The 20,821-nt window shown below is 62.0% G+C and carries 18 protein-coding genes; 11 read left to right on the top strand and 7 right to left on the bottom strand.

The features are described 5' to 3' along the window. Window positions 1-61 precede the first annotated feature (61 nt). Together WDB86_RS14915 and WDB86_RS14910 are read right to left on the bottom strand one after the other, a co-directional pair. Window positions 62-2,431, bottom strand: coding sequence for a DUF1989 domain-containing protein (locus WDB86_RS14915; protein WP_341485857.1), 2,370 nt, complete (start codon window positions 2,429-2,431; stop codon window positions 62-64). A 33-nt stretch (window positions 2,432-2,464) separates the two neighbouring features. After that, a complete protein-coding gene (locus WDB86_RS14910) occupies window positions 2,465-3,808 on the bottom strand; it encodes an NAD(P)/FAD-dependent oxidoreductase (RefSeq protein WP_341485856.1) in 1,344 nt (447 codons plus the stop codon). 170 nt (window positions 3,809-3,978) lie between these two features. On the opposite strand from WDB86_RS14910, the gene WDB86_RS14905 reads away from it, so the two are divergent. Continuing rightward, a complete protein-coding gene (locus WDB86_RS14905) occupies window positions 3,979-5,289 on the top strand; it encodes an ABC transporter substrate-binding protein (protein ID WP_341485855.1) in 1,311 nt (436 codons plus the stop codon). Between the two features lies 1 nt (window position 5,290). Here the strand turns inward: WDB86_RS14905 and WDB86_RS14900 are convergent, their stop codons facing one another. The 3 genes from WDB86_RS14900 to WDB86_RS14890 form a co-directional block, all read right to left on the bottom strand. Then, window positions 5,291-6,040 carry an aldolase/citrate lyase family protein gene (locus WDB86_RS14900; RefSeq protein WP_341485854.1) on the bottom strand — a complete coding sequence of 250 codons (750 nt, stop codon included), beginning with the start codon at window positions 6,038-6,040 and terminating at the stop codon, window positions 5,291-5,293. Between the two features lie 81 nt (window positions 6,041-6,121). Then, on the bottom strand, window positions 6,122-6,904 hold the full coding sequence (locus tag WDB86_RS14895; RefSeq protein WP_330646905.1) for a fumarylacetoacetate hydrolase family protein: 783 nt from the start codon (window positions 6,902-6,904) through the stop codon (window positions 6,122-6,124). 8 nt (window positions 6,905-6,912) lie between these two features. After that, entirely contained in the window at window positions 6,913-7,359 is a 447-nt protein-coding gene (locus WDB86_RS14890) for a hypothetical protein (RefSeq protein WP_330646906.1), read from the bottom strand. A 530-nt stretch (window positions 7,360-7,889) separates the two neighbouring features. Between WDB86_RS14890 and WDB86_RS14885 the strand changes: the two genes are divergently transcribed. The 6 genes from WDB86_RS14885 (at window position 7,890) to WDB86_RS14860 (ending at window position 13,615) form a co-directional block, all read left to right on the top strand. After that, window positions 7,890-9,161 (top strand): ABC transporter substrate-binding protein, encoded by a 1,272-nt coding sequence (locus WDB86_RS14885; RefSeq protein ID WP_330646907.1) that lies wholly within the window; start codon window positions 7,890-7,892, stop codon window positions 9,159-9,161. A 40-nt stretch (window positions 9,162-9,201) separates the two neighbouring features. Further along, on the top strand, window positions 9,202-9,960 hold the full coding sequence (locus tag WDB86_RS14880) for an ABC transporter ATP-binding protein (RefSeq protein WP_406721688.1): 759 nt from the start codon (window positions 9,202-9,204) through the stop codon (window positions 9,958-9,960). Beyond that, entirely contained in the window at window positions 9,944-10,654 is a 711-nt protein-coding gene (locus WDB86_RS14875; RefSeq protein WP_330646909.1) for an ABC transporter ATP-binding protein, read from the top strand. Before WDB86_RS14880 ends, WDB86_RS14875 begins: the two co-directional genes overlap by 17 nt. After that, window positions 10,654-11,520 carry a branched-chain amino acid ABC transporter permease gene (locus WDB86_RS14870; protein WP_330646910.1) on the top strand — a complete coding sequence of 289 codons (867 nt, stop codon included), beginning with the start codon at window positions 10,654-10,656 and terminating at the stop codon, window positions 11,518-11,520. The genes WDB86_RS14875 and WDB86_RS14870 overlap by 1 nt, the downstream gene beginning before the upstream one ends. A 7-nt stretch (window positions 11,521-11,527) precedes the next feature. Then, window positions 11,528-12,538, top strand: coding sequence for a branched-chain amino acid ABC transporter permease (locus WDB86_RS14865; RefSeq protein ID WP_330647275.1), 1,011 nt, complete (start codon window positions 11,528-11,530; stop codon window positions 12,536-12,538). 135 nt (window positions 12,539-12,673) lie between these two features. After that, window positions 12,674-13,615: a LysR family transcriptional regulator gene (locus WDB86_RS14860; protein ID WP_330646912.1), complete on the top strand. Its 942-nt coding sequence runs from the start codon at window positions 12,674-12,676 to the stop codon at window positions 13,613-13,615. 15 nt (window positions 13,616-13,630) lie between these two features. Here WDB86_RS14860 and WDB86_RS14855 read toward each other — a convergent pair whose 3' ends face one another. Further along, on the bottom strand, window positions 13,631-14,284 hold the full coding sequence (locus tag WDB86_RS14855; protein WP_330646913.1) for a helix-turn-helix domain-containing protein: 654 nt from the start codon (window positions 14,282-14,284) through the stop codon (window positions 13,631-13,633). Window positions 14,285-14,592: 308 nt separating this feature from the next. Between WDB86_RS14855 and WDB86_RS14850 the strand changes: the two genes are divergently transcribed. The 4 genes from WDB86_RS14850 to WDB86_RS14835 all read left to right on the top strand — a co-directional run bounded on the left by WDB86_RS14850 (window position 14,593) and on the right by WDB86_RS14835 (window position 18,854). Then, a complete protein-coding gene (locus tag WDB86_RS14850) occupies window positions 14,593-16,239 on the top strand; it encodes a bifunctional 3-(3-hydroxy-phenyl)propionate/3-hydroxycinnamic acid hydroxylase (protein WP_330646914.1) in 1,647 nt (548 codons plus the stop codon). Window positions 16,240-16,392: 153 nt separating this feature from the next. Beyond that, the gene (locus WDB86_RS14845) at window positions 16,393-17,448 is read left to right on the top strand and encodes a maleylacetate reductase (RefSeq protein WP_330646915.1); all 1,056 of its coding nucleotides are present in this window, start codon (window positions 16,393-16,395) and stop codon (window positions 17,446-17,448) included. A gap of 217 nt (window positions 17,449-17,665) precedes the next feature. After that, window positions 17,666-18,508, top strand: a complete 843-nt coding sequence (locus tag WDB86_RS14840) for a dioxygenase (RefSeq protein WP_341485852.1) — start codon at window positions 17,666-17,668, stop codon at window positions 18,506-18,508. 13 nt (window positions 18,509-18,521) lie between these two features. Next, window positions 18,522-18,854, top strand: a complete 333-nt coding sequence (locus WDB86_RS14835) for a hypothetical protein (RefSeq protein WP_330646917.1) — start codon at window positions 18,522-18,524, stop codon at window positions 18,852-18,854. Between the two features lie 202 nt (window positions 18,855-19,056). Here the strand turns inward: WDB86_RS14835 and WDB86_RS14830 are convergent, their stop codons facing one another. Further along, window positions 19,057-20,586 carry an MDR family MFS transporter gene (locus tag WDB86_RS14830; protein ID WP_341485850.1) on the bottom strand — a complete coding sequence of 510 codons (1,530 nt, stop codon included), beginning with the start codon at window positions 20,584-20,586 and terminating at the stop codon, window positions 19,057-19,059. Window positions 20,587-20,821: the final 235 nt, after the last annotated feature.

The following is a 20,821-nucleotide window of genomic DNA, read 5'->3' as shown; positions in this document are numbered from 1 at the left end:
CCTGCCTTTTTCATAGGCGGCGGGCGCCTCAAGGTCCAGCATTAAGCGGATGTGCGGTAGCCTAGCTGCGCGGGCGCTCCTTCTTCGGGTCATAATGCGCCACGGGGCTTATTCTGGCCTGCCTGCGCCGCAGATGCCCGTCAAGCTGGCCCACCTCCAAGAGCGTTCCGCTGGCCGAATGGGCCACATCGACCCGTGCCAGCGCAATCGACATATGGCTGCGCGGGGAATGCATGGCCGAGCACACAACGCCAATCTGCGCCCGTCCCAGACGCAGGCAATCGCCATGCGAGACCGCTTCCTCGCCCTCGATCTCCAGCCCGACAAAGACACGGGCGGGATGCTGCTTGCGCCGGATCAGCGCCTCGCGCCCGACAAAATCGGCGGTTTTCGACTTCAGCGGGACGGTGAAGCCGATCCCTGCCTCGAACGGGTCGGTCTGGTCGTCGAAATCATAACCTGCAAAGATCAGCCCCGCCTCGATGCGCACCAGATCCAGCCCGGCCAGCCCCATCGGGCGCAGTCCGCAAGGCTGGCCCGCCGCCCATACCGCCTCGAAGACCTGTTTGGCGTCACGCGGGTGGCAGAAGATCTCGTAGCCCAGCTCGCCCGTATAGCCCGTGCGCGAGACCACAAGAGGAACGCCGTCCGGACCGCCAAGGCGGCCCACCGTGAAGCGGAACCATTCCAGCGCGGTGAGGGCCGGCTGATGGGGCGCGGTCCAGAGAACGGTTTTCAGGATCTCGCGTGCGGCAGGCCCCTGCACCGCGATGTTATGCTGCTGGTCGGTGGAGCTGCGGATCATCACGTTCAGCCCCAGCCGCGCCGCCTCTTCCCGCATCCATGTCCCGCCCAGATCGCTGCCGCCGATCCAGCGGAAATTCTGCGGCCCCAGCCGGAACAGGGTGCCATCGTCGATCATGCCGCCATGCGGGTAGCACATTGCCGAATAGACCACCTGACCGCTGCCGAGTTTCGACACATCGCGGGTCAGCACCCAGTTCAGCAGGGCCTTGGCATCCGGCCCCGTGACCTCGAATTTGCGCAGGGCGGAAAGGTCCATGATCACGGCTTTCTCGCGGCAGGCCCAATAGCTTTCAACCGGATCGGTCTGGGTAAAGCTGTCGGGCAGCCAGAAGCCACGATAATCGGTGAAATTGCGGGTCAGGGGGGCAAAACTGGCGTGGAACCCGCTTTCGCGCGTCATGATAGGGTCATCCTCCGGGGTGGGGCGCCAGGCTGCCGCGCGGGAGAAGGTCTCCGCTCCGCTATAGCTGCGCATATGGATATCGGTCAAATCCCAGCCATTGGCGGCAGAGGTGTCATCGGGGCAGGCCGAAGAGACACAGACCAGATCGGTCAATGCCCGGAGCAGCACATAATCTCCCGGACGTGACCACGGCTCGTCCGCCACCAGAACACCATGCTGGTCAATGGCGGTGTTGAAGAAGAAATTGGCCGCCATCCAGCCTGCGCGCCCCGCAATGTCGTAAGGGGCCAGCGCGGCATTGAAATTCTCGGAGCAGTTCACATGCCCCGGATATCCCAGATCGTCATAATATTTCGCCGAGCAGGCCAGTGCGAACGCGTCATGACGGCCACAGGTGTCCTGAATGACCTCCACCAGCGGGGTCATGTCCTGATCGAAGTATTTCCCATGCAGGCCCGGCATCGGATAGGCGAGAGCCTGCAGGCTGCGGGTGGTGGTGACATCCAGCGGCAGGGCCTGTCCGCGGTCAAGCTTGCGCGCGTCGAAGCACTGGAAATCGGTGCATTGGCGGCCATCGACATCAATGATCTGGATGTAATCGCCCTTGGCGATCCGGTAGGCGCGCGCCGTGGCCGAGGCGATGCGCAGATCCTGTAGCGGTTCGGCCAGAGGGTCGGGCAGGGCATGGCGCAGCTGTGCCCCGGGATGCGCGCGGTGCAGCAGAAGCCCGATGGGTGTGGCGGTGTTCTGGGTCTCGAAATCCATGACAGGGGCGGGGGCCGCCAGCAGCAGCCATCCCGCAGAACGGGCGGTAAAACGGGCCTGGTCGCCGGCGGGGCTGCTCTGACCGAAAAGGCCAATCCCCTGTCCTTCAAGGGGAATATTCCGCCGTTCCAGTCCGCGCCTGAGGCGCTCCATGCCGCTCCCTGCGGCGCGCAGAAGCGCCTGTAGGGGGGCAAGCGGGCTATCGGCCCTTGCGCCGATCAGCCCTGCATCGGGGCGCCCCTCCGGATGGGTGACCAGAAGCAGCGCGGCCTGTCCCCCTTCCAGATTGGTGAGCGTGATCTGGTCCCCCTCGGCCAGCCGGACCAGATAGGCCCCGCGCCCCGGGATCGTGTAATGCTCGGTTCCCCGAGGGCGACCAAGGGCCGCCACGCGCCGCGCATGTGTCGGGAGTGGCGCACCGGGCCGGAACAGGGGCAGGTCGGAAAACAGGGTCATGGCGCAGGTCCTGACAAAAAGGGGGGAGCCGGTTCAGTTCTGCAGATAGGCCTGCATGCTGTCATCCAGCGCGTCTTTCCACGGCGTGTGATGCACAGGGGCCATCGTGCCGGTGATGACGGAGCGGTAGCTGTTATTGCGAAAGCCCATGATGTCTTTCTTCTTATGCGCCTTCCATTCGAAGAATGCCTCGCAGGCCCCGTCCACATCGAAGCTGGGATAGTCGGTTTCGGCGATGAGTTCCTTGATATAGTCGCCCTGATAGGTGATGGCGTATTTCACGTCATCCGACGCCTCTTCCGCAGCCTCGCGCGCGGCCACATCGGCCATCATGCTTTGCGTGTCATCGGGCAGGTCGATGCGCCCCAGAATGACATCACGTACAAACCATGCCTGCGCATCGAACATGTTGAAGGTGAACCACTGGTCCTGCATGCCCAGATAGAACAGCTTCGGATTATGCACATAGGCCACGCCTTTATACAGGTCGGCGGTGGCCAGACGGTTGGCGGTTTTCAGGCGCAGATCATCGGGCAGGAAGGGGAAGACATGCCGGTATCCGGTGCATAGGATGATTGCGTCGATGTCTTTGCTGCTGCCGTCCCTGAAATGGGCGGTCTTGCCTTCGACATGCGCAAGCCCCTGTTTCTCTTCCCAGTTTTCCGGCCAGTCAAAGCCCATCGGGGCCGAGCGATAGCAGCTTGTGATGCTGGCGGCCCCATATTTCCAGCATTGCGATCCGATATCCTCGGCAGAATAGGACGCCCCGACCACCAGCACGTTCTGGCCCGCGAATTCACGTGCGTCACGGAAATCATGGGCGTGCAGGATGCGCCCGTGGAATTTGTCGAACCCCGGATATTCCGGCACATTCGGTGACCAGAAGTGACCGGAGGCCACGATCACATGGTCGAATTCCTCCTGATAGACATGATCCTTGACCATGTCATGAATGGTCAGCGTGAAAAGGCCGCTCTGGGGGTCGAAAGAGACCCAGCGGATAACCGAGGAAAACCGGATCCATTTGCGGACATCGGCCTTGAGCACGCGCCCTTCGATATAGTCGAACAGCACGCCGCGAGGCGGATAGGAGGCAATTTGCTTTCCGAAATGTTCTTCGAAAGAATAGTCCGCGAATTCAAGCCCTTCCTTTGGTCCGTTGGACCAGAGATAGCGATACATCGAGCCATGCACGGGTTCGCCATATTCATCGACGCCGGTGCGCCAGCTATAGTTCCACAGCCCGCCCCAGTTGGATTGCTTTTCAAAGCAGACCACCTCGGGGATGGGCGCCCCTTTTTCGGCGGCGGACTGGAAGGCTCTGAGCTGGGCAAGGCCGGAGGGCCCCGCGCCGATGACAGCAACGCGCTTTGACATATCTCTCCTGTGCTCCTCTGGCTGGTTTGGACCAATTATAAATTTGGTTCATTTTGCAATACCAATGAGCAATCCAATTATTTTACTGGTCAACCTTTTTTCTTTACAGGAATATCGGGCGGAGACATTCGCGCGATGAACTGGCATTTAATTATGCAGAGGCTGAATAAATGAGCGGGGCATCATTTGCACAAAGGCTGACAGTCACCGGCACCTTGCCACGATTGCGGTCAAGAAACGGGTCTGCGGTCCGTATCGGGTTCCTGCTGCCCAGAAGCGGGCCGGAAAAGATCTGGGGACAACCGGGTTTGGACGGGGCCTCGCTCTGGAGCGACTGGATCAACGAGCGCGGCGGGCTGATGATCGGCGGGCGGCGGCATCCGGTGGAGATCCTGTCGCATGATACCGCTTCGGGGCCGGAGGCCACGTTGCGCGCCGCGCAAGAGATGGTCGAGACGCATGGGGCCTGTCTGGTGCTGACCCTCGGTGGCAACGAGGTCGGCCCCGCCATCGACTATCTCATGTCGCGCCGCATCCTGACCACGACCCTGCTGCCGACCGATCTGTCGCCCGACCGTCCCTATCTGATCGCCCCCGCCGAGGTGCATCCGCTGTTCAATGTCACGGGGGTTGCACATCTGGCAACCGAATATCCGGGCGCGAAAATTGCCTTATGCAGCCAGAATGACCTGATGGGACTGCCGTCTCTGGCCTGCTACCGCGCCGCCTGTGCTGTGGCGGGACTGCCGGTCGTGGAAGAGGTGCTTTATGAGGAAGGCGCTGCGGCAGAAGGCATTGTGGCGCGGATGGTCGCCTCGGAGGCGGATATCCTGTGCTGGTGCTCCTCGACCCCGCCGATGGTCAGGGCGTTGACGCTTGCGGCTTTTGCACAGGGGTTCGGCGGTCAGATCCTGTCCTGCACGGGGGACGGTTACCGGCAGCTTGTTGCGGAAACTTCGGCGGATTTCATGGCCCGCTTTACCTTCCAGTTTCCCGATTTCGATGATCCGGCACTGGCGGATCTGGCCTTTTTCTTCCGGCGCCCGCAGCAGTTTTTCGAGAATTACAATAGCCGCTTCCCCGAAAGCTGGAGCGCGGTCAGCTGGGAATATGCCTCGGTGCTGGATCTGTGGCATCAGGCTGTCGAGCGGGTCGAGACGACATCTCCGGTCTCGGTGCTGGCGGCAATGAAACGCGGGCGGCAGATGCCGCATGCGTTCGGTCCGGCGCGCTGGTGGGGGGATGCGGTCTTCGGGATCGATAACGCGCTTGTCGGCAACTGGCCGGTGGTGCGCCTGCAGGACGGGCATGCACGGATCGTGGCGTTCGCGTCGGTGATCGACTGGCTGGATGCGCATGAGACCGTTCTGGCGGACGAGCTGTCGCGCTTTGGCCAGCTTTGGCACCAGAGGATAGCGGTGCGGCCCCCATTGCAGGATCGGGAGGGCCGAGCGGGAGGGTCGCCCCCTCCCGCCGGATAGGTTAGCTGATCGACAGGCCCTTTTTCATGGCTACCAGATCGATGTCTTTCGCCACGAAAATCGCGCCCGCTTCCAGCGCCTGATCATAGACAGCGGGATCGCTGGTCAGGATGCCCGGCGGTTTGCCCGCGGCGCGGATGCGGCGGATGGCTTCCAGCACCACGCGGGTGACTTCGGGATGCGACGGCTCGCCCGGATAGCCCAGCGAAGCGGCCAGATCGGCGGGACCGACGAAAATCGCATCGACGCCGTCAACGGCGGCCATTGCCTCGATTTCGTCCAACGCCGCCTTGCTTTCCACCTGTACGATCAGGCAGATCTCTTCGCGGGCCTTCTTGTGATAGCCCGGCACGGTGGCAAATCGGGTGGCGCGGGTCATGCCCGACACGCCGCGAATGCCGCTGGGCGGATAGGCGACCGCGTCCACCGCTTCCTGCGCCATTGCCGCGCTCTGGACCATCGGCACAAGGATCGTCTGGGCTCCAAGATCCAGCAACTTCTTGATTTCGGCGGCGTTCAGGCAGCTCGGGCGGACGATCGAGCTGGCTTTATACGGCGCGACGGCCTGCAACTGCGACAGCACGGTTGCGGGGTCGATGGGCGAGTGCTCGGTGTCGAACATCAGCCAGTCGAACCCTAGCACGGCCAGCATTTCGGCCACGATCGGATCGCGCAGGCTGCACCAGCAGCCGCGCTGGACTTCAAAGGCTTGCATCGCGGCTTTGAAGTGGTTTTTGGGCATATCGGTCATGATGGGCTTTCTGTGATAGCTTTCCCCGCCCCGCTTGGTAGGGCGGGGCCAGAGAGACTGCGATTGCAGGCGGGGCGTGTGTTATTCGAAGCTGACGCCGATCGCGCCAAGCGGGCCGTAATCGGCAAAGATCACATCGCCCGAGGCAATATCGACGGGGCGGGTGAACGAGCCACCCAGAACGATATCGCCTTTCTTTAGGCCATCGCCCAGCGGGGCGAGCTTGTTGACCAGCCATGCAATCCCGGCTGCCGGATGGCCCATGATGGCCGCCGACACGCCGCTTTCCTCGATCACGCCGTTTTTCGAAAGCGTCGCCCCAATCCAGCGCACATCCACATCGAACGGGCGGAAGATGCGCCCGCCAAGCACGATCGCGCCAAAAGCGGCGTTATCGGCGATGGTATCGGCAATCGCGCGCGGCACCTGCGTGCGGTAATCGATGATTTCCAGCGCGGGCGTCACGTATTCGGTGGCGCGCATCACGTCATGCATCTGGCACCCTGCGCCTTGCAGGTCTTCGCCCATAACAAAGGCCAGTTCGGTTTCCAGACGCGGCTTGATGAACGTGCCTGCCGGAATGCGCGCCCCGTCCTTGAAAACCGCATCATCCAGCATCACGCCATAATCGGGCTCGGTCATTTTCGAGGCCATCTGCATGGCACGGCTGGTCAGGCCGATCTTGCGTCCGATGATTTTCGCGCCAGCCGCGATGCGGGCATTGGCCCAGCGGCGCTGGATGTCATAGGCGTCTTCCAGCTCCATCTCCGGCCATGTTTTCGACGGCTGGACACAGACTTCGCGGGTTTGCTCGGCCTTCAGGATGGCGTCGGCAGCAGCCTGCCTTTGTTCGTTATTTAGCATGGTAGTCCTCAGTTGGCGGCGACGGTCGCTGCGGCAAGCGAGAGCGCACCTGCGCCCGTGCCCAGCAAGATCACCGCGGTGGTGAACAGGGTCACATTGGCATCACATTCGCCCAGAACGGGCAGCATGAAGGGCGGCACGCCATTGACGTCATCCACAAGCGCCAGCCCCAGCTTCTTGCGCAGCGCTACAGCGGTCCAGAAGCCGCCATAGGCGCAGGCGGCCAGGCCCGCGGAGAGCCAGATCTGCCAGTTCACGCTGGACGCCGTCCAGATCAGACCCAGCGCGATCAGGGCCATATAGACGTAGCTCATCACCTGCCAGACGCAGTGGAACCGGCCATGCGGCGTCCATGAATCGTTGAACCAATGGGTTTTGTTGGAATCGAAGGCGAGCGGAATCGCCGAATAGCCGAGCGTTGCAAGCGTCAGCAGAATCTTTGCCGTAAGCAGCATGGTGTCCTCCCTAAAACTGCGCAAACCGGTCTTCCTCCTACCGGTTTGTGTATCAATAAATGATACAGTGTATGAATAAGTGAGACAGTTGAAACGAGCTGTCAAGCGATTCATTGGCCCCAGATGCAGGATAAATGATCACTGCCCGGCGAGGCGCAGGCTGAGGTAGTGCAGGCCGGAAGGGCTGCGCCCCGAGACTGTCCATGCGGTCGAAGGGGGCGGGTGGTGCCGTTTTAATCCGAAGGAATGAATAATTATTATCTATTTATTACAATACATTGCATTCTAAAAATGATGAAAACTGTTGGTTTTGGCGCGGGTCGGCTGCGAAAATTCATTGACACGAATCCAATGTATCTTAATCATGGTATGGTGTATCGCAGAACAATACACACATAATTACAGGATCCGGTCTTCTGCAAATGAGGAGTGCAGGCGATAGGAATGATCCGCATTCGGCGCTGGGAGGTTGTCGCCGGATGAACAGGTGCATTCCCGTTGCAAACCGGATCTGTTCAGGGAGGAATTCTATGCTCACCAGACGTCGTCTGTTGAAATCTGCTGTCGCGACCGGTCTTGCCGGTGCGGCGGTGACCGGTTTGCCGATGCCTGCATTGGCCAAGACCCGCACGCTTAAGATCGGATTTGTGACCCCGACCACCGGCCCGCTGGCAATTTTTGCCGAACCGGACCAGTTCGTGCTGGACCAGTATCGCGCCGCGCTCAAAGACGGGCTGGAGGTCAATGGCACGCGCCATCCGGTCGAATTTATCGTCAAGGACAGCCAGTCCAGTTCGAACCGTGCCTCTTCGGTGGCGCAAGAGCTGATCTTCGAAGACGAGGTCGATCTGATCTGTGCGTCGGCCACCCCCGATACCACAAACCCCGTTGCCGATCAGGCCGAGCTGAACGGCGTTCCCTGCATCACCAATGACACGCCCTGGCAGGCGCATTTCTTCGGGCGTGGGGGCGATCCGAAAGTGGGGTTTGACTATACATTCCACTATTTCTGGGGGCTTGAGGATATTATCGCGGTCTTCATGTCGCATTGGGCGGCTGTGGACAGCAACAAGGTCGTGGGGGCGATGTGGCCCAATGATCCCGATGGCAATAGCTGGTCCAACAGCCAGAACGGCTTCCCCGCCGAGATGTCGAAGGCGGGCTACAAGCTGGTGGATACCGGACGTTACCAGAACGGCTCGGACGATTTCAGCGCCCAGATCCAGGCCTTCAAGAAGGCTGGTGTGGAGGTGGTGACGGGGGTGATGATCCCGCCCGATTTCAACACCTTCTGGACGCAGGCCGCCCAGCAGGGCTTTACCCCGAAAGTGGTCGATGTGGCGAAGGCCAGCGAGTTTCCGCAGGCGATGTCGGCGATGGGGCCGCGCGCCGAGGGGCTTTCGGTCGAGGTCACATGGCACAAGAACTTTCCCTTCCGTTCGGCGTTCAGCGGCCAGAGCTGCGAGGCGCTTGCCGCCGCCTATGAGGCCGCGACCGGCAACCCGTGGACGATGCCGCTTGGCACGAAACATTCGCTTTTCGATGTCGCGACCAATGTGCTGAGCCGCACGCAGGATATCGATGATGCGGATAGCATCGTCGAGGCGATCCGCGCCACCGATCTTGAGACCGTTCTGGGACGGGTCAATTTTCAGGACGGTCCGGTGCCCAATATTTCCAAAACCCCGCTGGTTGGCGGGCAATGGAAACTTGGTTCGGGCACGCCGCAACTGGAAATCGTGACCAATTCCAATGCACCGCAGATCCCGCTGACCGCGCAGATGCTGCCGATCAAGGCCTGATGGTCTGGCGGGTTCACCGGACCCGCCCTCCTACCTATTCATGACATTTCAAGAGGAGGAAGCGGTGCAACCACTTCTCAGCTTGTCGGGCGTCGAAAAGAGTTTCGGCGCTCTGAAGGTCGCTGACGCGATCACATTCGATCTGGCACAGGGCGAAGCGCTCGGGATTATCGGCCCCAATGGTGCCGGAAAATCGACATTGTTCAATCTGATCGGCGGGGCGCTGAAGCCGAGCGCGGGCACGATCCGGTTTGACGGGGCCGATGTGACCGGCATGCGGGCGTCGGAACGCTGCCGTCGCGGGGTCGGGCGCAGTTTCCAGATCCCGCATCCTTTCGTCGGCATGAGCGTTTACGAAAACCTGCTGGTGGCCAGCCAGTTCGGTGGCGCGGGCTTCGATGACCCGCGCAGCGCCTGCAAGGAGATCCTTGAGAAAACGGGGTTGATCCACCGCGCCAACAAACCCGCAGGCAGTCTGACGCTGCTGGAACGCAAGCGTCTCGAGATGGCGCGGGCGCTGGCCACCAATCCGAAGCTGCTGCTTTTGGACGAGATCGCGGGCGGGCTGACCGAAGGCGAGTGCCACGATCTGGTGGCCACCATCAAGCAGATCCATGCCGGAGGTGTCTCGATTATCTGGATCGAGCATATCGTCCATGCGCTTCTGGCGGTGGTGGACCGGCTGGTGGTGATCGATTTCGGCAAGATCGTGGCCGAGGGCGAGCCGCGTGCGGTGATGGCCGATCCGTTGGTGCAGGAAATTTACATGGGGATTTCGGTCGATGACGAAGCTGCTTGAGACAGAGGGGCTGACCGCGCATTACGGCGATTTTCAAGCGCTGTTCGGGGTGGATATGACGGTCGAGCATGGCGAGACCGTGGCCATTATCGGCGCCAACGGGGCCGGAAAATCCACCTTTCTGCGCAGTCTGACGGGGTTGCAATCGACCAAGGGCCAGACCATCCGGCTGGACGGGCAGCCGATTGCGGGGCTTGCGCCGGACAAGATCCATAAGGCGGGTCTGGCGATGGTGCCCGAGGGGCGGCGGCTGTTTCCCTCGCTCTCGGTCGAGGAAAACCTGCTGATCGGTGCGGCGGGCAAGCGGAAGGGGCCTTGGGACTTGAAAGCTGTCTATGAGCTTTTCCCCGATCTGGTCGCCAAGAAAAACAACCCCGGAACGGCGCTTTCGGGCGGACAACAGCAGATGGTGGCGATCGGACGGGCGCTGATTTCCAACCCCAAGCTGCTGCTATGTGACGAGATCAGCCTCGGGCTCGCGCCCAAGATCATCAAGGATATCTATCAGGCCGTCCCGCTGATCCGCGCGCGCGGCACGGCCATTCTGGTGGTCGAGCAGGATGTCGGGCAGGCAATGGCGGTCGCGGACCGGATCTATTGCTTCATGGAAGGGCGGGTTTCGCTTTCGGGCAAATCCTCCGAGTTGACGCGCGCACAGATCGCGCAGGCCTATTTTGGAACGGAGATCGCGTGATGGTTTGGATCAACGCACTTATTCAGGGTGTGATGTTGGGCGGCCTCTATGCCCTTTTCGCGGCGGGGCTGTCGCTGATGTTCGGGGTGATGCGCTTTGTCAATATCGCGCATGGTGATTTCATCGTGGTCGGCGCCTATCTGATTTTTACCTTCGTCATCAGCTGGGGGCTCAGTCCGGTTGTGGGTGTGGCGATGGTGGTGCTTATTCTGGGGCTTGCGGGCTATATCAACCAGCGCATCCTGCTGAACCGCGCCTTGGGCAAGGATATCCTGCCGCCGATCCTGATCACCTTCGGGATGTCGATCATTTTGCAGAACGGGCTGCTGGAACTCTATTCCGCCGATAGCCGCAAATTGCCGACCGGCATGTTCGAGACCGCCTCGCTGCAACTGAGCGACCAGATTGCCGTGGGTGTGCTGCCGCTTCTGATGTTCGTGACCGCTATCGCGGTGATCTGGGCCTTGCAGCTTGTGTTTTACAAAACGAGCCTCGGGCGGATGCTGCGCGCCACCTCCGATGATGCCGAAATCGTGCCGCTGATGGGCGGTAACCGCGGGCATACTTTCGCTTTGGCGACCGCGCTGGCCAGCGTTGTGGTGGGCATCGCGGGGATCTGGTTGGCGATGAAAACCAATTTCGATCCTGCCGCCGGACCGGCGCGGCTTCTTTTCGCCTTCGAGGCGGTGATTATTGGCGGGCTGGGCAATCTGTGGGGCACGCTTCTGGGCGGGATCATCCTTGGCGTGGCACAGACGCTGGGCGCGCAGGTCGATGCGGGGTTCCAGATTTTGGCAGGGCATCTGGTTTTCCTGCTGGTCCTGATTTTCCGCCCGACGGGGTTGATGCCGAAGGTGGCGCATTGAGATGAGCATGAAAGAAATGGATATGAGCCCGCAAAAAAGCGGAATGAACTGGGGCGCGCTGGCCACGGCAGGCCTTGTGCTGGCGGTGCTGGGCACTTTGGCTGCGGCTCCTTTCTGGGCCAGCCGCGCCGATCTTCGGTTCCTGATGGAGGTGCTGAGCTATCTGGCGCTGGCGCAGATGTGGAACCTGCTGGCAGGCTATACCGGCCTTGTGTCGGTGGGGCAGCAGGCCTTTGTCGGCCTGGGGGGCTATGTGTTCTTCGCGCTGGCGATCTTTACCGGCATGCCGCTGCCTCTGGCGCTGGTGCTGGCCGGATGCGTGACGGCGCTGGTGGCGCTGCCGACGGGCTGGATCGCCTTCCGGCTGCAAGGGGCCTATTTCGCCATCGGCACCTGGGTGATTGCCGAGGTGTTCCGGCTGGGGGCCGCGCAGGTCTCGGCGCTTGGCGGCGGGTCTGGGATCTCGCTGCCCGTGCAGGTGGTGAAATCGCTTTCTGCCAGCCGCGACGGGCGCGAGATGGTGATGTATTACTTTGCCTTCGCCATCGGTATCGCCTCCGTGGCGCTGGTCTGGATGCTGCTGCGTTCGCGCTGGGGTCTGGCCCTGACGGCCATCCGCGATAGCGAGATCGCCGCCGAAACCGTTGGTGTGGCCACGCGGCGCGTGAAATTCCTGATCTATCTTCTGACGGCAGGGTTCACCGGTCTGACGGGGGCCTTCATCTTCCTGCAGAAGCTGCGCATTACCCCCGATAGCGCCTTTTCGGTCAATGACTGGACGGCTTTCGTGATCTTTATCGTGGTGATCGGCGGGATCGGCACGATCGAGGGCCCGATCCTCGGGGTGATCGTCTTCTTCGCGCTGCGCAGCCTCGCGGCGGACTGGGGCACATGGTATCTGATCGTCATGGGCGTGATCGCGATTGCGGTGATGATGATCGACAAGCGGGGCATCTATGGGGCGCTCAAGGCCCGTCTGGGGCTGACGATCCTGCCGGTCAGCCGCCGTCTCGACTAGGGGCTGCCCCTCCCATGCCTCTGTCGCGTGTCCCAAACGGCGCGGCAGGGGCATGTTGCAGCGAAGGCGCATTGCACAAAGGTATATTATCCGCCTAAACTCGCATGAAAGAGCGGATAACTGATCGGTTGGGCCATGCGGATTGACAGCGAACATCTGGAAATCCTTGCGATGATCGTCGAACAGGGGGGCTTGACCGAAGGGGCGGAGGCGCTTGGCAAATCCCAGCCTTCGGTCTCGCGGTCTATGGCCATTCTGGAAAAACGGCTGGGGCTTTCCCTGTTTGAACATGGCCGCCGCCCGCTGCGTCCGACCGATTTCGGACAGGAGCTGGCCAAGATCGGACGCCGGATCCATAACCTGTCACTGGAGGCCAGCGCGCTGGTCGAGCGGGTGCAAAGCGGCCGCGCGGGATATCTGCGCATGGGGGGCACACCGCTGTTCATGGACGGGGTGATCACTCCGCTACTGGCGGATCTGCAAGAGCAGGTCAGCGGGCTGCAATTCGAACAGGTCTATGGCTATTACGACAGCCTTGCCAGCAAGCTGCGCAACAAGACCATCGATCTGGCGGTGCTGCCGCTGCCACAGGGGCAGGTGCCGATTGACATGGTGTTCACCCCGATCCTGTCAGGGCGCAATGTGATTGCCTGTCGCGCAGGTCATCCGCTGACGCGGCGGCGCTCGGTGGAACTGGGCGATATTGCCACCTATTCCTGGGTGGCCCCGCCGCAGGACAGCCCGCTCTTTCGGGATCTGAAACAGGCGATCGAGGCGACCGGAGCCTCCGAACATGCCAAATTCACCTTTTCCGGCGGGACCTTGGCATCGATCACCAGTTTTCTGGCGCGCACGGATTGTCTGACGATGCTGCCATCCTCGGTGGTGCATATGGTGCGCGAGATGCTGGGGATCACCGTGCTGCCGGTCAAGGTCGCCCATCCGGACCGGCAACTGGGCCTGTTACGCCTGAAAAATGCCGAGGCCCCTGCGGCGTTACAGGTGGTGTCGGACCATATCCGTAGCCATTGCGCTGCGCTGCAATCGCGGCTGGATGCCGAGATCGAGGCCCTCTGAGGCGCGGCGGCGCGCCTATGCGGGAAGCCTGTCGGGGACGGGGGGCAGGTCGCGTAGGGCAAGATCTTGCGCCTCTGCCGGTGGCAGTCCTGTCATACAAAGCAGCCGCATGACGATTTCCGGTTTGGCTGTGGCCGGAAGGTCGCCCTTCAGGATCAGAAGCGCCGCGCCCAGCAGGGCGTGGCTGGTCAGCCGCCAGATCAGGCTGGCATCGCTGATCGTAAAGCGGCCTGCCTCCGTCGCCCGTTCCATATCGCGGATCGCAAAGGGCCCCATCGCCCGATACATCGCATCGGCAATCACCTCGGAGCGGTTGAGCAAGGGATGCCAGCGCGCGTCCTGTGTGGCGACCTCCAGCACCGAGCGCACCCCACAGGCATAGACCAGCGCGGAATCGCTGAAGGTATTGGTGACGGATTCGATGCGCATCGCAAGATCCTGCATCAGGAATTCCAGCACCGCGACGGCCAGATCGTCTTTCGATTTGAAATAGTTATAGACAGTGCCCGCCCCCATATCGGCGGCCTCGGCGATTTCCAGCATGGTGGCGGCGTCCACACCCTTTTCGGACATCACCCGACAGGCCGCGTCAATCAGCGCTTTGCGGGTGCGGCGCTGACGGCGGGCGACACGTCCTTCGGCGGGCGGTTCTGTCGGGGTCGAGGGCATGTGGCACCATTCCAGTCATCTACGAATCACATTCGCTTTCTTAGCGTCCCGCCCCCGAAACCGGAAGCAATCTGCCGCCAAGCCACGCCCGCCTGCGGCAGGTGGTTTCGGCGCTCCTTACAGTGCGCCCGAACCTATGTCCCAGAATATCCTTTTTGAACAGCAGGCTAGGGGCGGCTTTTCATCCAGATAAAATGACGAAAATTCAAACTTGACGATCATTCATTTTTCGATCCTAATCAAGCGCAGGGTTATATTGCGGACTTTGCCGGCACGAGGAGAGCAGGGAAGGTCCGAGGGAGGACATCATGAACAACTCAGCCAAGCCTCAGGGCTTTGATACCGATGTGGCCATTGTTGGCGGCGGGCCTGTCGGCCATCTTCTGGCGATTTTACTGGGTCAGCGCGGCAAGCGCGTGACGCTGATCGAACGCTGGACCACCTATTACCCGCTGCCGCGGGCGGTGACCTTCGATCACGAGATCGCCCGCATTCTGGCGACACTCGGCATCAATGCCGAAACCGATCCGGCAATCAATTTCCATGACGAGCTGTATTACTGGCGCAATCGCGATGGCGAGGATCTGCAGATCGTTGACTGGCAGAGCAAATCGGCGTCGGGCTGGCGCGTGCGCTACTGGTTCAACCAGCCCTATCTCGAAGAGCGGCTGATGGAGATCGCCAACCAGCTCGAAACGGTCGAGATCATTCGCGGCTGGGAAGCCGCCGAGATGGTGCAAGATGCCGAAAGCGTCACGCTGACGCTGCGCCGCAACCCCGAAGAAGGCGGCCGTCCCGACGAGACCCGCCAGCTGCGCGCGAAATTCGTGGCAGGCACCGACGGGGCCAACAGCTTTGTCCGCGAGACGCTGGGGATCGAAAACGAGGATCGGGGCTATTTCTTCGACTGGCTGATCCTCGATATGATCCCCGATTTCGATTACGTGGCCAGCCGCCCGCACGAGCCCGCCCAGTGGCAGCTCTGCGATCCGGTGCGTCCCACCACGATCGTGCCGGGGGGGCCGGGCCCCGTGGCGGGCGGCCCTGACCGCCGCCGCTGGGAGTATATGGTCCTGCCGGGCGAGGATGCGACCGAGCTGCAAAAGCCCGAGAATGCGTGGAAGCTGCTGGAGCCGTGGGGCATCACCCCCGAGAATTCCCAGCTTGAGCGTGCGGCGGTTTACCGTTTTCAGGCGCGGTGGGCGAAGCTGTGGAACAAGGGGCGCTGCCTGATCGGGGGCGATGCCGCCCACCTGATGCCGCCCTTCGCGGGCGAGGGCATGTGTGCGGGGGTCCGTGATGCCTTGGCGATGGCTTGGCGTCTGAACGGTATCCTTGAAGGCAAATATGGCCTTGAGGCACTGGACAGCTATACCACCGAGCGCGTCGAACATGCCAAGCATTACATCAATTTCAGTCAGGAACTGGGGCAGATCATCTGTATCGCGGACGAGGCCGAAGCCGCCAAGCGCGACAAGGAGATGATCGCGGATCTGGCCGCGCGCAACCATACGCCCGTGCCCACCGATATCTGCCATCTGGGTCACGGGGCATGGTGTCAGGACAGCGCGCATTCGGGCGAGCTGTCGGTGCAGGGCGTGGTCGAGGCCAATGGCAAGGTCGATCTGTTCGATCAGGCCGTGGGGCAGGGCTGGGTGCTGATCGGCTATGATACCGATCCGATGGCGGTGCTGAGCGCGGCACAGAAAGCGCAGCTGGCCTCGCTGGAAGGCTTCGGGGTGCAGATGTCGGCACAGGCCGGTCAGGCCAATGTGCTGGACCGCGAAGGCACCTATAAGGCGTGGATGGAAGAGATCGATGCGCGCTATGTGCTGATCCGTCCGGATTTCTATGTGGCTCTGACGGCCAATAGCCCCGAAGCCCTGCGCGAGCGGTTCGACAAGGTGATGCAGTCGCTCAATGTGCCTGCGGTCGAAGCCGCGCTTTCGGCCTGAACCGGCGCCCCCCGATGGCGATATCGGGGGGCATCGCACGGGGTCATATCTTTCAGATATGAAATCATTCAATATTAGGATGCTACGCGGCTGGTCTGTTTGTAGTCTCCTACTCTGGGAAGCCCGGTCCGCCGGATCGGGACAGGGGGGAAAATGTCACTGAATTTTATCTGTAGTCTCAATCCCGCGCGGGTGGTGTTTGCCTGTGGCGCGCTGGATCGGGTGGCCGAGGAGCTGCGTGCTTTGGGATGTGCGCGGGCCCTGGTGCTTTCGACGCCGTTCCAAGAGCAGGATGCACAGGCCTTGGCGCAATCGCTGGGCGCACAGGCCGTTGGTGTCTTTGCGGGGGCGGCCATGCATACGCCCGTAGAGGTGACCGATCAGGCCATGCAGGTCTATGCCGAAACCGGCGCGGATTGCGTGATCGCACTCGGGGGCGGGTCGACCATCGGTCTGGGCAAGGCCATCGCGTGGCGCAATGATTGCCCGCAACTGGTGATCGCGACGACCTATGCGGGGTCGGAAGTGACCCCCGTCCTGGGCCAGACCGAGGAGGGTGTCAAAACCACCCTGCGCGATGCCCGTGTCCTGCCCGAGACGGTGATCTATGATCCCAATCTGACACTGGGACTGCCCGTCGCGATGAGCGTGACTTCGGGACTGAACGCTATGGCCCATGCCATCGAAGGGCTCTATGCGCAAAACAAGAACCCCGTGGCGTCGATGATGGCAGTGGACGGGGTGCGGGCGCTCAAACAGGCTCTGCCTGCCATTGTCCGTCGTCCGGAGGATGCGACTGCGCGCGGCGAGGCGCTTTATGGCGCGTGGCTGTGCGGCACGGTGCTGGGATCTGTCGGTATGGCGCTGCATCACAAGCTTTGTCACACTCTGGGCGGCTCTTTCGGCCTGCCCCATGCCGAGACGCATTCGGTGATGATCCCGCATACCGCAGCCTATAATGCGCAGGCGGCGGCGGAGGATCTCAAGCCGCTTGCCGATATGTTCGGGGGGGATCTGGGCAAGGGTCTTTGGGATTTTGCCAAAGAGTTGGGGGCGCCGATGGCGCTGCGTGATCTGGGGCTGGCCGAGGCCGATCTGGACCGTGCGGCGGATCTGGCCGTGAAAAACCCCTATTGGAACCCGCGTCCCGTCGAGCGGCAGGCGATCCGTGCGCTTTTGCAAGCCGCATGGGAAGGCCACAGGCCCTAAGCGGCCCGCCTGCGCCCGCCAGTTGCCCGCGCGCGATCCGGCCCCTTTCGGGTCGTGTCGCCTGTGGCGGGACAGGCCTGAGGGACAGGGTCCACAGGCGGGGCTGGCGCATTGTTTTCATACGGATTTGTCAAGCCCGCGCCCGGCCCGTACCCGCGCTGCCGCGGGGCGGAAACCGGCTCCGGCTTGGCAGGATTCTGACATAAGGAACGTGACTATGACAAAATTTTTCACCGAGGAGGCGTCCGATCAGACGGTCAATGCACGGATGGGCGACACTGTGCCCGCGCGTCTGAAGACGGTCATGGAAGCTTTGGTCCGGCATATGCACGAGTTCGTCAAAGAGGTCGAACTGACGCAGGAAGAATGGGATATCGGGATCGATTTCCTGACCAAGACCGGACAGATCTGCAGCGGCGAACGTCAGGAATTCATCCTGCTGTCGGATGTGCTGGGGGTGTCGATGCTGGTGGATGCCATCAATAACCGCAGGCCCACAGGGGCGACGGAGAACACCGTGTTCGGCCCGTTCCATGTGGCCAATGCGCCGATCCGCGAGATGGGAACCTGTATCAGCCTCGATGGCAAGGGCGATACCTGCCTTTACGAAGGTCGGGTGATCGACCTGCATGGCATGCCGATCGAGGGGGCCTGTGTCGATGTGTGGTCGGACAATGCCGAAGGCTTCTATGATGTGCAGCAGCCCGATCTCCAGCCGAAATGGAACAATCGCGGGCGGTTCATCACCGGCTCGGACGGGGTATACCGTTTCGTCGGGATCAAGCCGGTCAGCTATCCGATCCCCGATGATGGTCCGGTGGGACAGATGCTCGGGCATCTGGGGCGTCACCCCAACCGTCCGGCGCATATGCATTTCATGGTCACCGCACCGGGGCATAAGACCATTGTGACGCATACATTCGTGGGCGATGACGTCTATCTGGGCGATGATGCCGTTTTCGGTGTGAAACAGACGCTGGTCGCCCCGTTTGAACATATCAATGGCGAGACGATGTGGCGTTCCCCCTTCGACTTTGTCATGGTCGCGCAGGCCGAGTAAGCGGAGAAAAACGATGCCCCTGATGTCGATGCAGATCGCACATGATCTCTGGACCGAATGCGGTTCGACCCTCGAAGCGGCGCTGCCCGAAATCCGGCAGATGCTCTGCCGCGAGCTTTCGGTGCCGATGGAGTTTTGCCATCTGACCCTTGTTCCGGTCTATGGGCTGCCCGATCAGGCGCAGGCCTCGGCGGATCTGCGGGTGCTGGAAAAGCCCGAGCGCAGTCTGGAGCAGGTGCGGGCCGCCGCCCTGAAGCTGCAGGATATGCTCAGCGCCGCCGCGCAGGTACGGGTGGCCGTGCGGGTGACGATGATGGACCCCGCGCGGTATTTCGCTTTGCGCTAAAGCGGACCTGTCCCAAAGACAAAGACAGCGCCGCGTAGCCTTCGGGTTGCGCGGCGTTTCCATGTGCGCGGAGCCAGCAGGCCTGCGGGGATTGCGTCGGTTGGGGGGATATCGCGCCGCTTGCGGCCCCGCCCGACGGAGTCGCCAAAACAGCCTGCGCCGCCCCTTGGGCTCTGGGTCGGAAGATGCCCGGCGTGCCGGGTCAGTCGCGCGGCGGCTCTGCGGGACGGGGCTTGAAGGCCGTGCCGCGCAGGGTCAGGGCCACGACCAGTGCCACGCTCATGACAATGCCGCCCATCTCGAACGCTGCGGTGATTGCCTGCCGGAAAGCCTCGTCAATCTCGGGGCGCAATGTGGCGGGCAGGGTATTGACCGCCTCCATGCCGCCATTGATGATGGCCTGCACGTCGATATCGCCCCCCAAGGCGCGCAGGTTCGAGGACAGCCCCATTGCCATCACCCCCCCCGACACGGCGACCCCCAACGTGCCGCCCATCGAGCGCAGGAAGGCCATTGTCGATGTCGCGACGCCCATGCTGTCTTTCGGAACCGAGTTCTGCACGATGGCCGTGGCATTGGGCATGGCGATGCCCATCCCCGTTCCCAAAAGCGCCAGAGCCAGCCAGAATGCGGGATAGGCGGCCCCTGTCATCGCCAGAACGGCAAGCATGCCAAGCCCTGCGGCTTCGAAGGCGATGCCTGCAACCATGAAGATTTTGGGACGTCCGAGATCGGAGGACAGTTTGCCGCCGAAGGTCGAGGTCAGCAGCATCGCGATCACCTGCGGCAGCATCATGGCCCCTGCCTGTGCGGGGTTCAGCCCGAGCACGAGTTGGAAATAGAGCGGCAGGAAGACCATTGCGCTCATCATCGCAAACCCCATGCAGGACATGGTGAGAATGCCCGTTGCAAAGGCGCTGATACGGAACAGGCGCAGGTTGATGATGGGTTCGGCCGCGCGCAATTCGGTCCAGAAGAACAGCGTCAGAGCCAGCAGGGCGATCCCCCCGAGGATCAGGCTTGTCAGCGACCCCCATGCGAAGAGCGAGCCGCCGAGACTGAACAGCAGCAGCAGCGCCGAGGCGCCGATAATCAGCAGGCCCGCACCGAGATAGTCGATCTTGTGGCTACGGCGCGGCGGCGAGGGCGGCAGGGCCGTCCATAGGAGCGCCAGCGCCAGAATGCCCAATGGCAGGTTGATATAGAAGACCCAACGCCATGAAAGCAGCGTGGTCAGCACCCCGCCCAGCAGTGGCCCCGTCAGGCTGGCAAAGGCGAAGGCCCCCGAGAACAGCCCCTGATAGCGCACCCGCTCGCGGGGGCTGACCAGATCGCTGATCACGGTCTGGCTGAGCGTCATCACCCCACCCGCGCCGATCCCCTGCAGGAAGCGGAAGGCGATCAACTGGCCCATGGATTGCGCTACACCGCAGAGCATCGACATGACCAGAAACACAATCACCGCCCCCAGCAGGAAGACGCGCCGCCCGAACATGTCCGAAAGCTTGCCATAGATCGGCGTCGAGACCGTGTTGGTCAGCATGAAGGCGGTGACGACCCAGCTGAGATGGGCCAGACCGCCCAGATCACTGGCCATGCGCGGCAGGGCGGTGTTGACAATGCTCTGGTCTAGCGCGGCCAGCGCCATTGCCACGATCAGCCCCGAGAAAACGCGGCGCAGATGCGGGGGCAGCCAGCCGGTGGAGATATCATTGGAGGTTTGGGACGTCATGAACTCTTGCAGGCCTTGTAATGCGTGACAGGAAGCTGGCTGGCCGGATTCCGTTAGGGCGGGGGTCCGGAACAGGGCCGGAGGCCGCAACGGTCGGGTGGCTGGGCTGGGTAGGCTCCGGCTTTTAACGCCGGTTCGAACAGCCTGTAAAGTGCATGCGCGGGATTTCTCCTCGCCCGATGGGTGCATGCCTGCACAGCCCATGCAAAAGGCAGGCACCGTGATGCCTGCCTGC

This window comes from Thioclava sp. GXIMD4215, assembly GCF_045291555.1.
In the GTDB taxonomy this organism is placed as follows: Bacteria; Pseudomonadota; Alphaproteobacteria; order Rhodobacterales; family Rhodobacteraceae; genus Thioclava; species Thioclava litoralis.
The sequence above is the reverse complement of the archived record's forward strand: the minus strand, read 5'-3'. Positions and strand labels throughout refer to the sequence as shown.

Excerpts from the sequence above, each read along its gene's own strand:
- WDB86_RS14915 (WP_341485857.1), bottom strand. The coding sequence starts at position 2,431 with ATGACCCTGTTTTCCGACCTGCCCCTGTTCCGGCCCGGTGCGCCACTC.
- WDB86_RS14910 (WP_341485856.1), bottom strand. The coding sequence starts at position 3,808 with ATGTCAAAGCGCGTTGCTGTCATCGGCGCGGGGCCCTCCGGCCTTGCC.
- WDB86_RS14905 (WP_341485855.1), top strand. The coding sequence starts at position 3,979 with ATGAGCGGGGCATCATTTGCACAAAGGCTGACAGTCACCGGCACCTTG.
- WDB86_RS14900 (WP_341485854.1), bottom strand. The coding sequence starts at position 6,040 with ATGACCGATATGCCCAAAAACCACTTCAAAGCCGCGATGCAAGCCTTT.
- WDB86_RS14895 (WP_330646905.1), bottom strand. The coding sequence starts at position 6,904 with ATGCTAAATAACGAACAAAGGCAGGCTGCTGCCGACGCCATCCTGAAG.
- WDB86_RS14890 (WP_330646906.1), bottom strand. The coding sequence starts at position 7,359 with ATGCTGCTTACGGCAAAGATTCTGCTGACGCTTGCAACGCTCGGCTAT.
- WDB86_RS14885 (WP_330646907.1), top strand. The coding sequence starts at position 7,890 with ATGCTCACCAGACGTCGTCTGTTGAAATCTGCTGTCGCGACCGGTCTT.
- WDB86_RS14880 (WP_406721688.1), top strand. The coding sequence starts at position 9,202 with ATGACATTTCAAGAGGAGGAAGCGGTGCAACCACTTCTCAGCTTGTCG.
- WDB86_RS14875 (WP_330646909.1), top strand. The coding sequence starts at position 9,944 with ATGACGAAGCTGCTTGAGACAGAGGGGCTGACCGCGCATTACGGCGAT.
- WDB86_RS14870 (WP_330646910.1), top strand. The coding sequence starts at position 10,654 with ATGGTTTGGATCAACGCACTTATTCAGGGTGTGATGTTGGGCGGCCTC.
- WDB86_RS14865 (WP_330647275.1), top strand. The coding sequence starts at position 11,528 with ATGAAAGAAATGGATATGAGCCCGCAAAAAAGCGGAATGAACTGGGGC.
- WDB86_RS14860 (WP_330646912.1), top strand. The coding sequence starts at position 12,674 with ATGCGGATTGACAGCGAACATCTGGAAATCCTTGCGATGATCGTCGAA.
- WDB86_RS14855 (WP_330646913.1), bottom strand. The coding sequence starts at position 14,284 with ATGCCCTCGACCCCGACAGAACCGCCCGCCGAAGGACGTGTCGCCCGC.
- WDB86_RS14850 (WP_330646914.1), top strand. The coding sequence starts at position 14,593 with ATGAACAACTCAGCCAAGCCTCAGGGCTTTGATACCGATGTGGCCATT.
- WDB86_RS14845 (WP_330646915.1), top strand. The coding sequence starts at position 16,393 with ATGTCACTGAATTTTATCTGTAGTCTCAATCCCGCGCGGGTGGTGTTT.
- WDB86_RS14840 (WP_341485852.1), top strand. The coding sequence starts at position 17,666 with ATGACAAAATTTTTCACCGAGGAGGCGTCCGATCAGACGGTCAATGCA.
- WDB86_RS14835 (WP_330646917.1), top strand. The coding sequence starts at position 18,522 with ATGCCCCTGATGTCGATGCAGATCGCACATGATCTCTGGACCGAATGC.
- WDB86_RS14830 (WP_341485850.1), bottom strand. The coding sequence starts at position 20,586 with ATGACGTCCCAAACCTCCAATGATATCTCCACCGGCTGGCTGCCCCCG.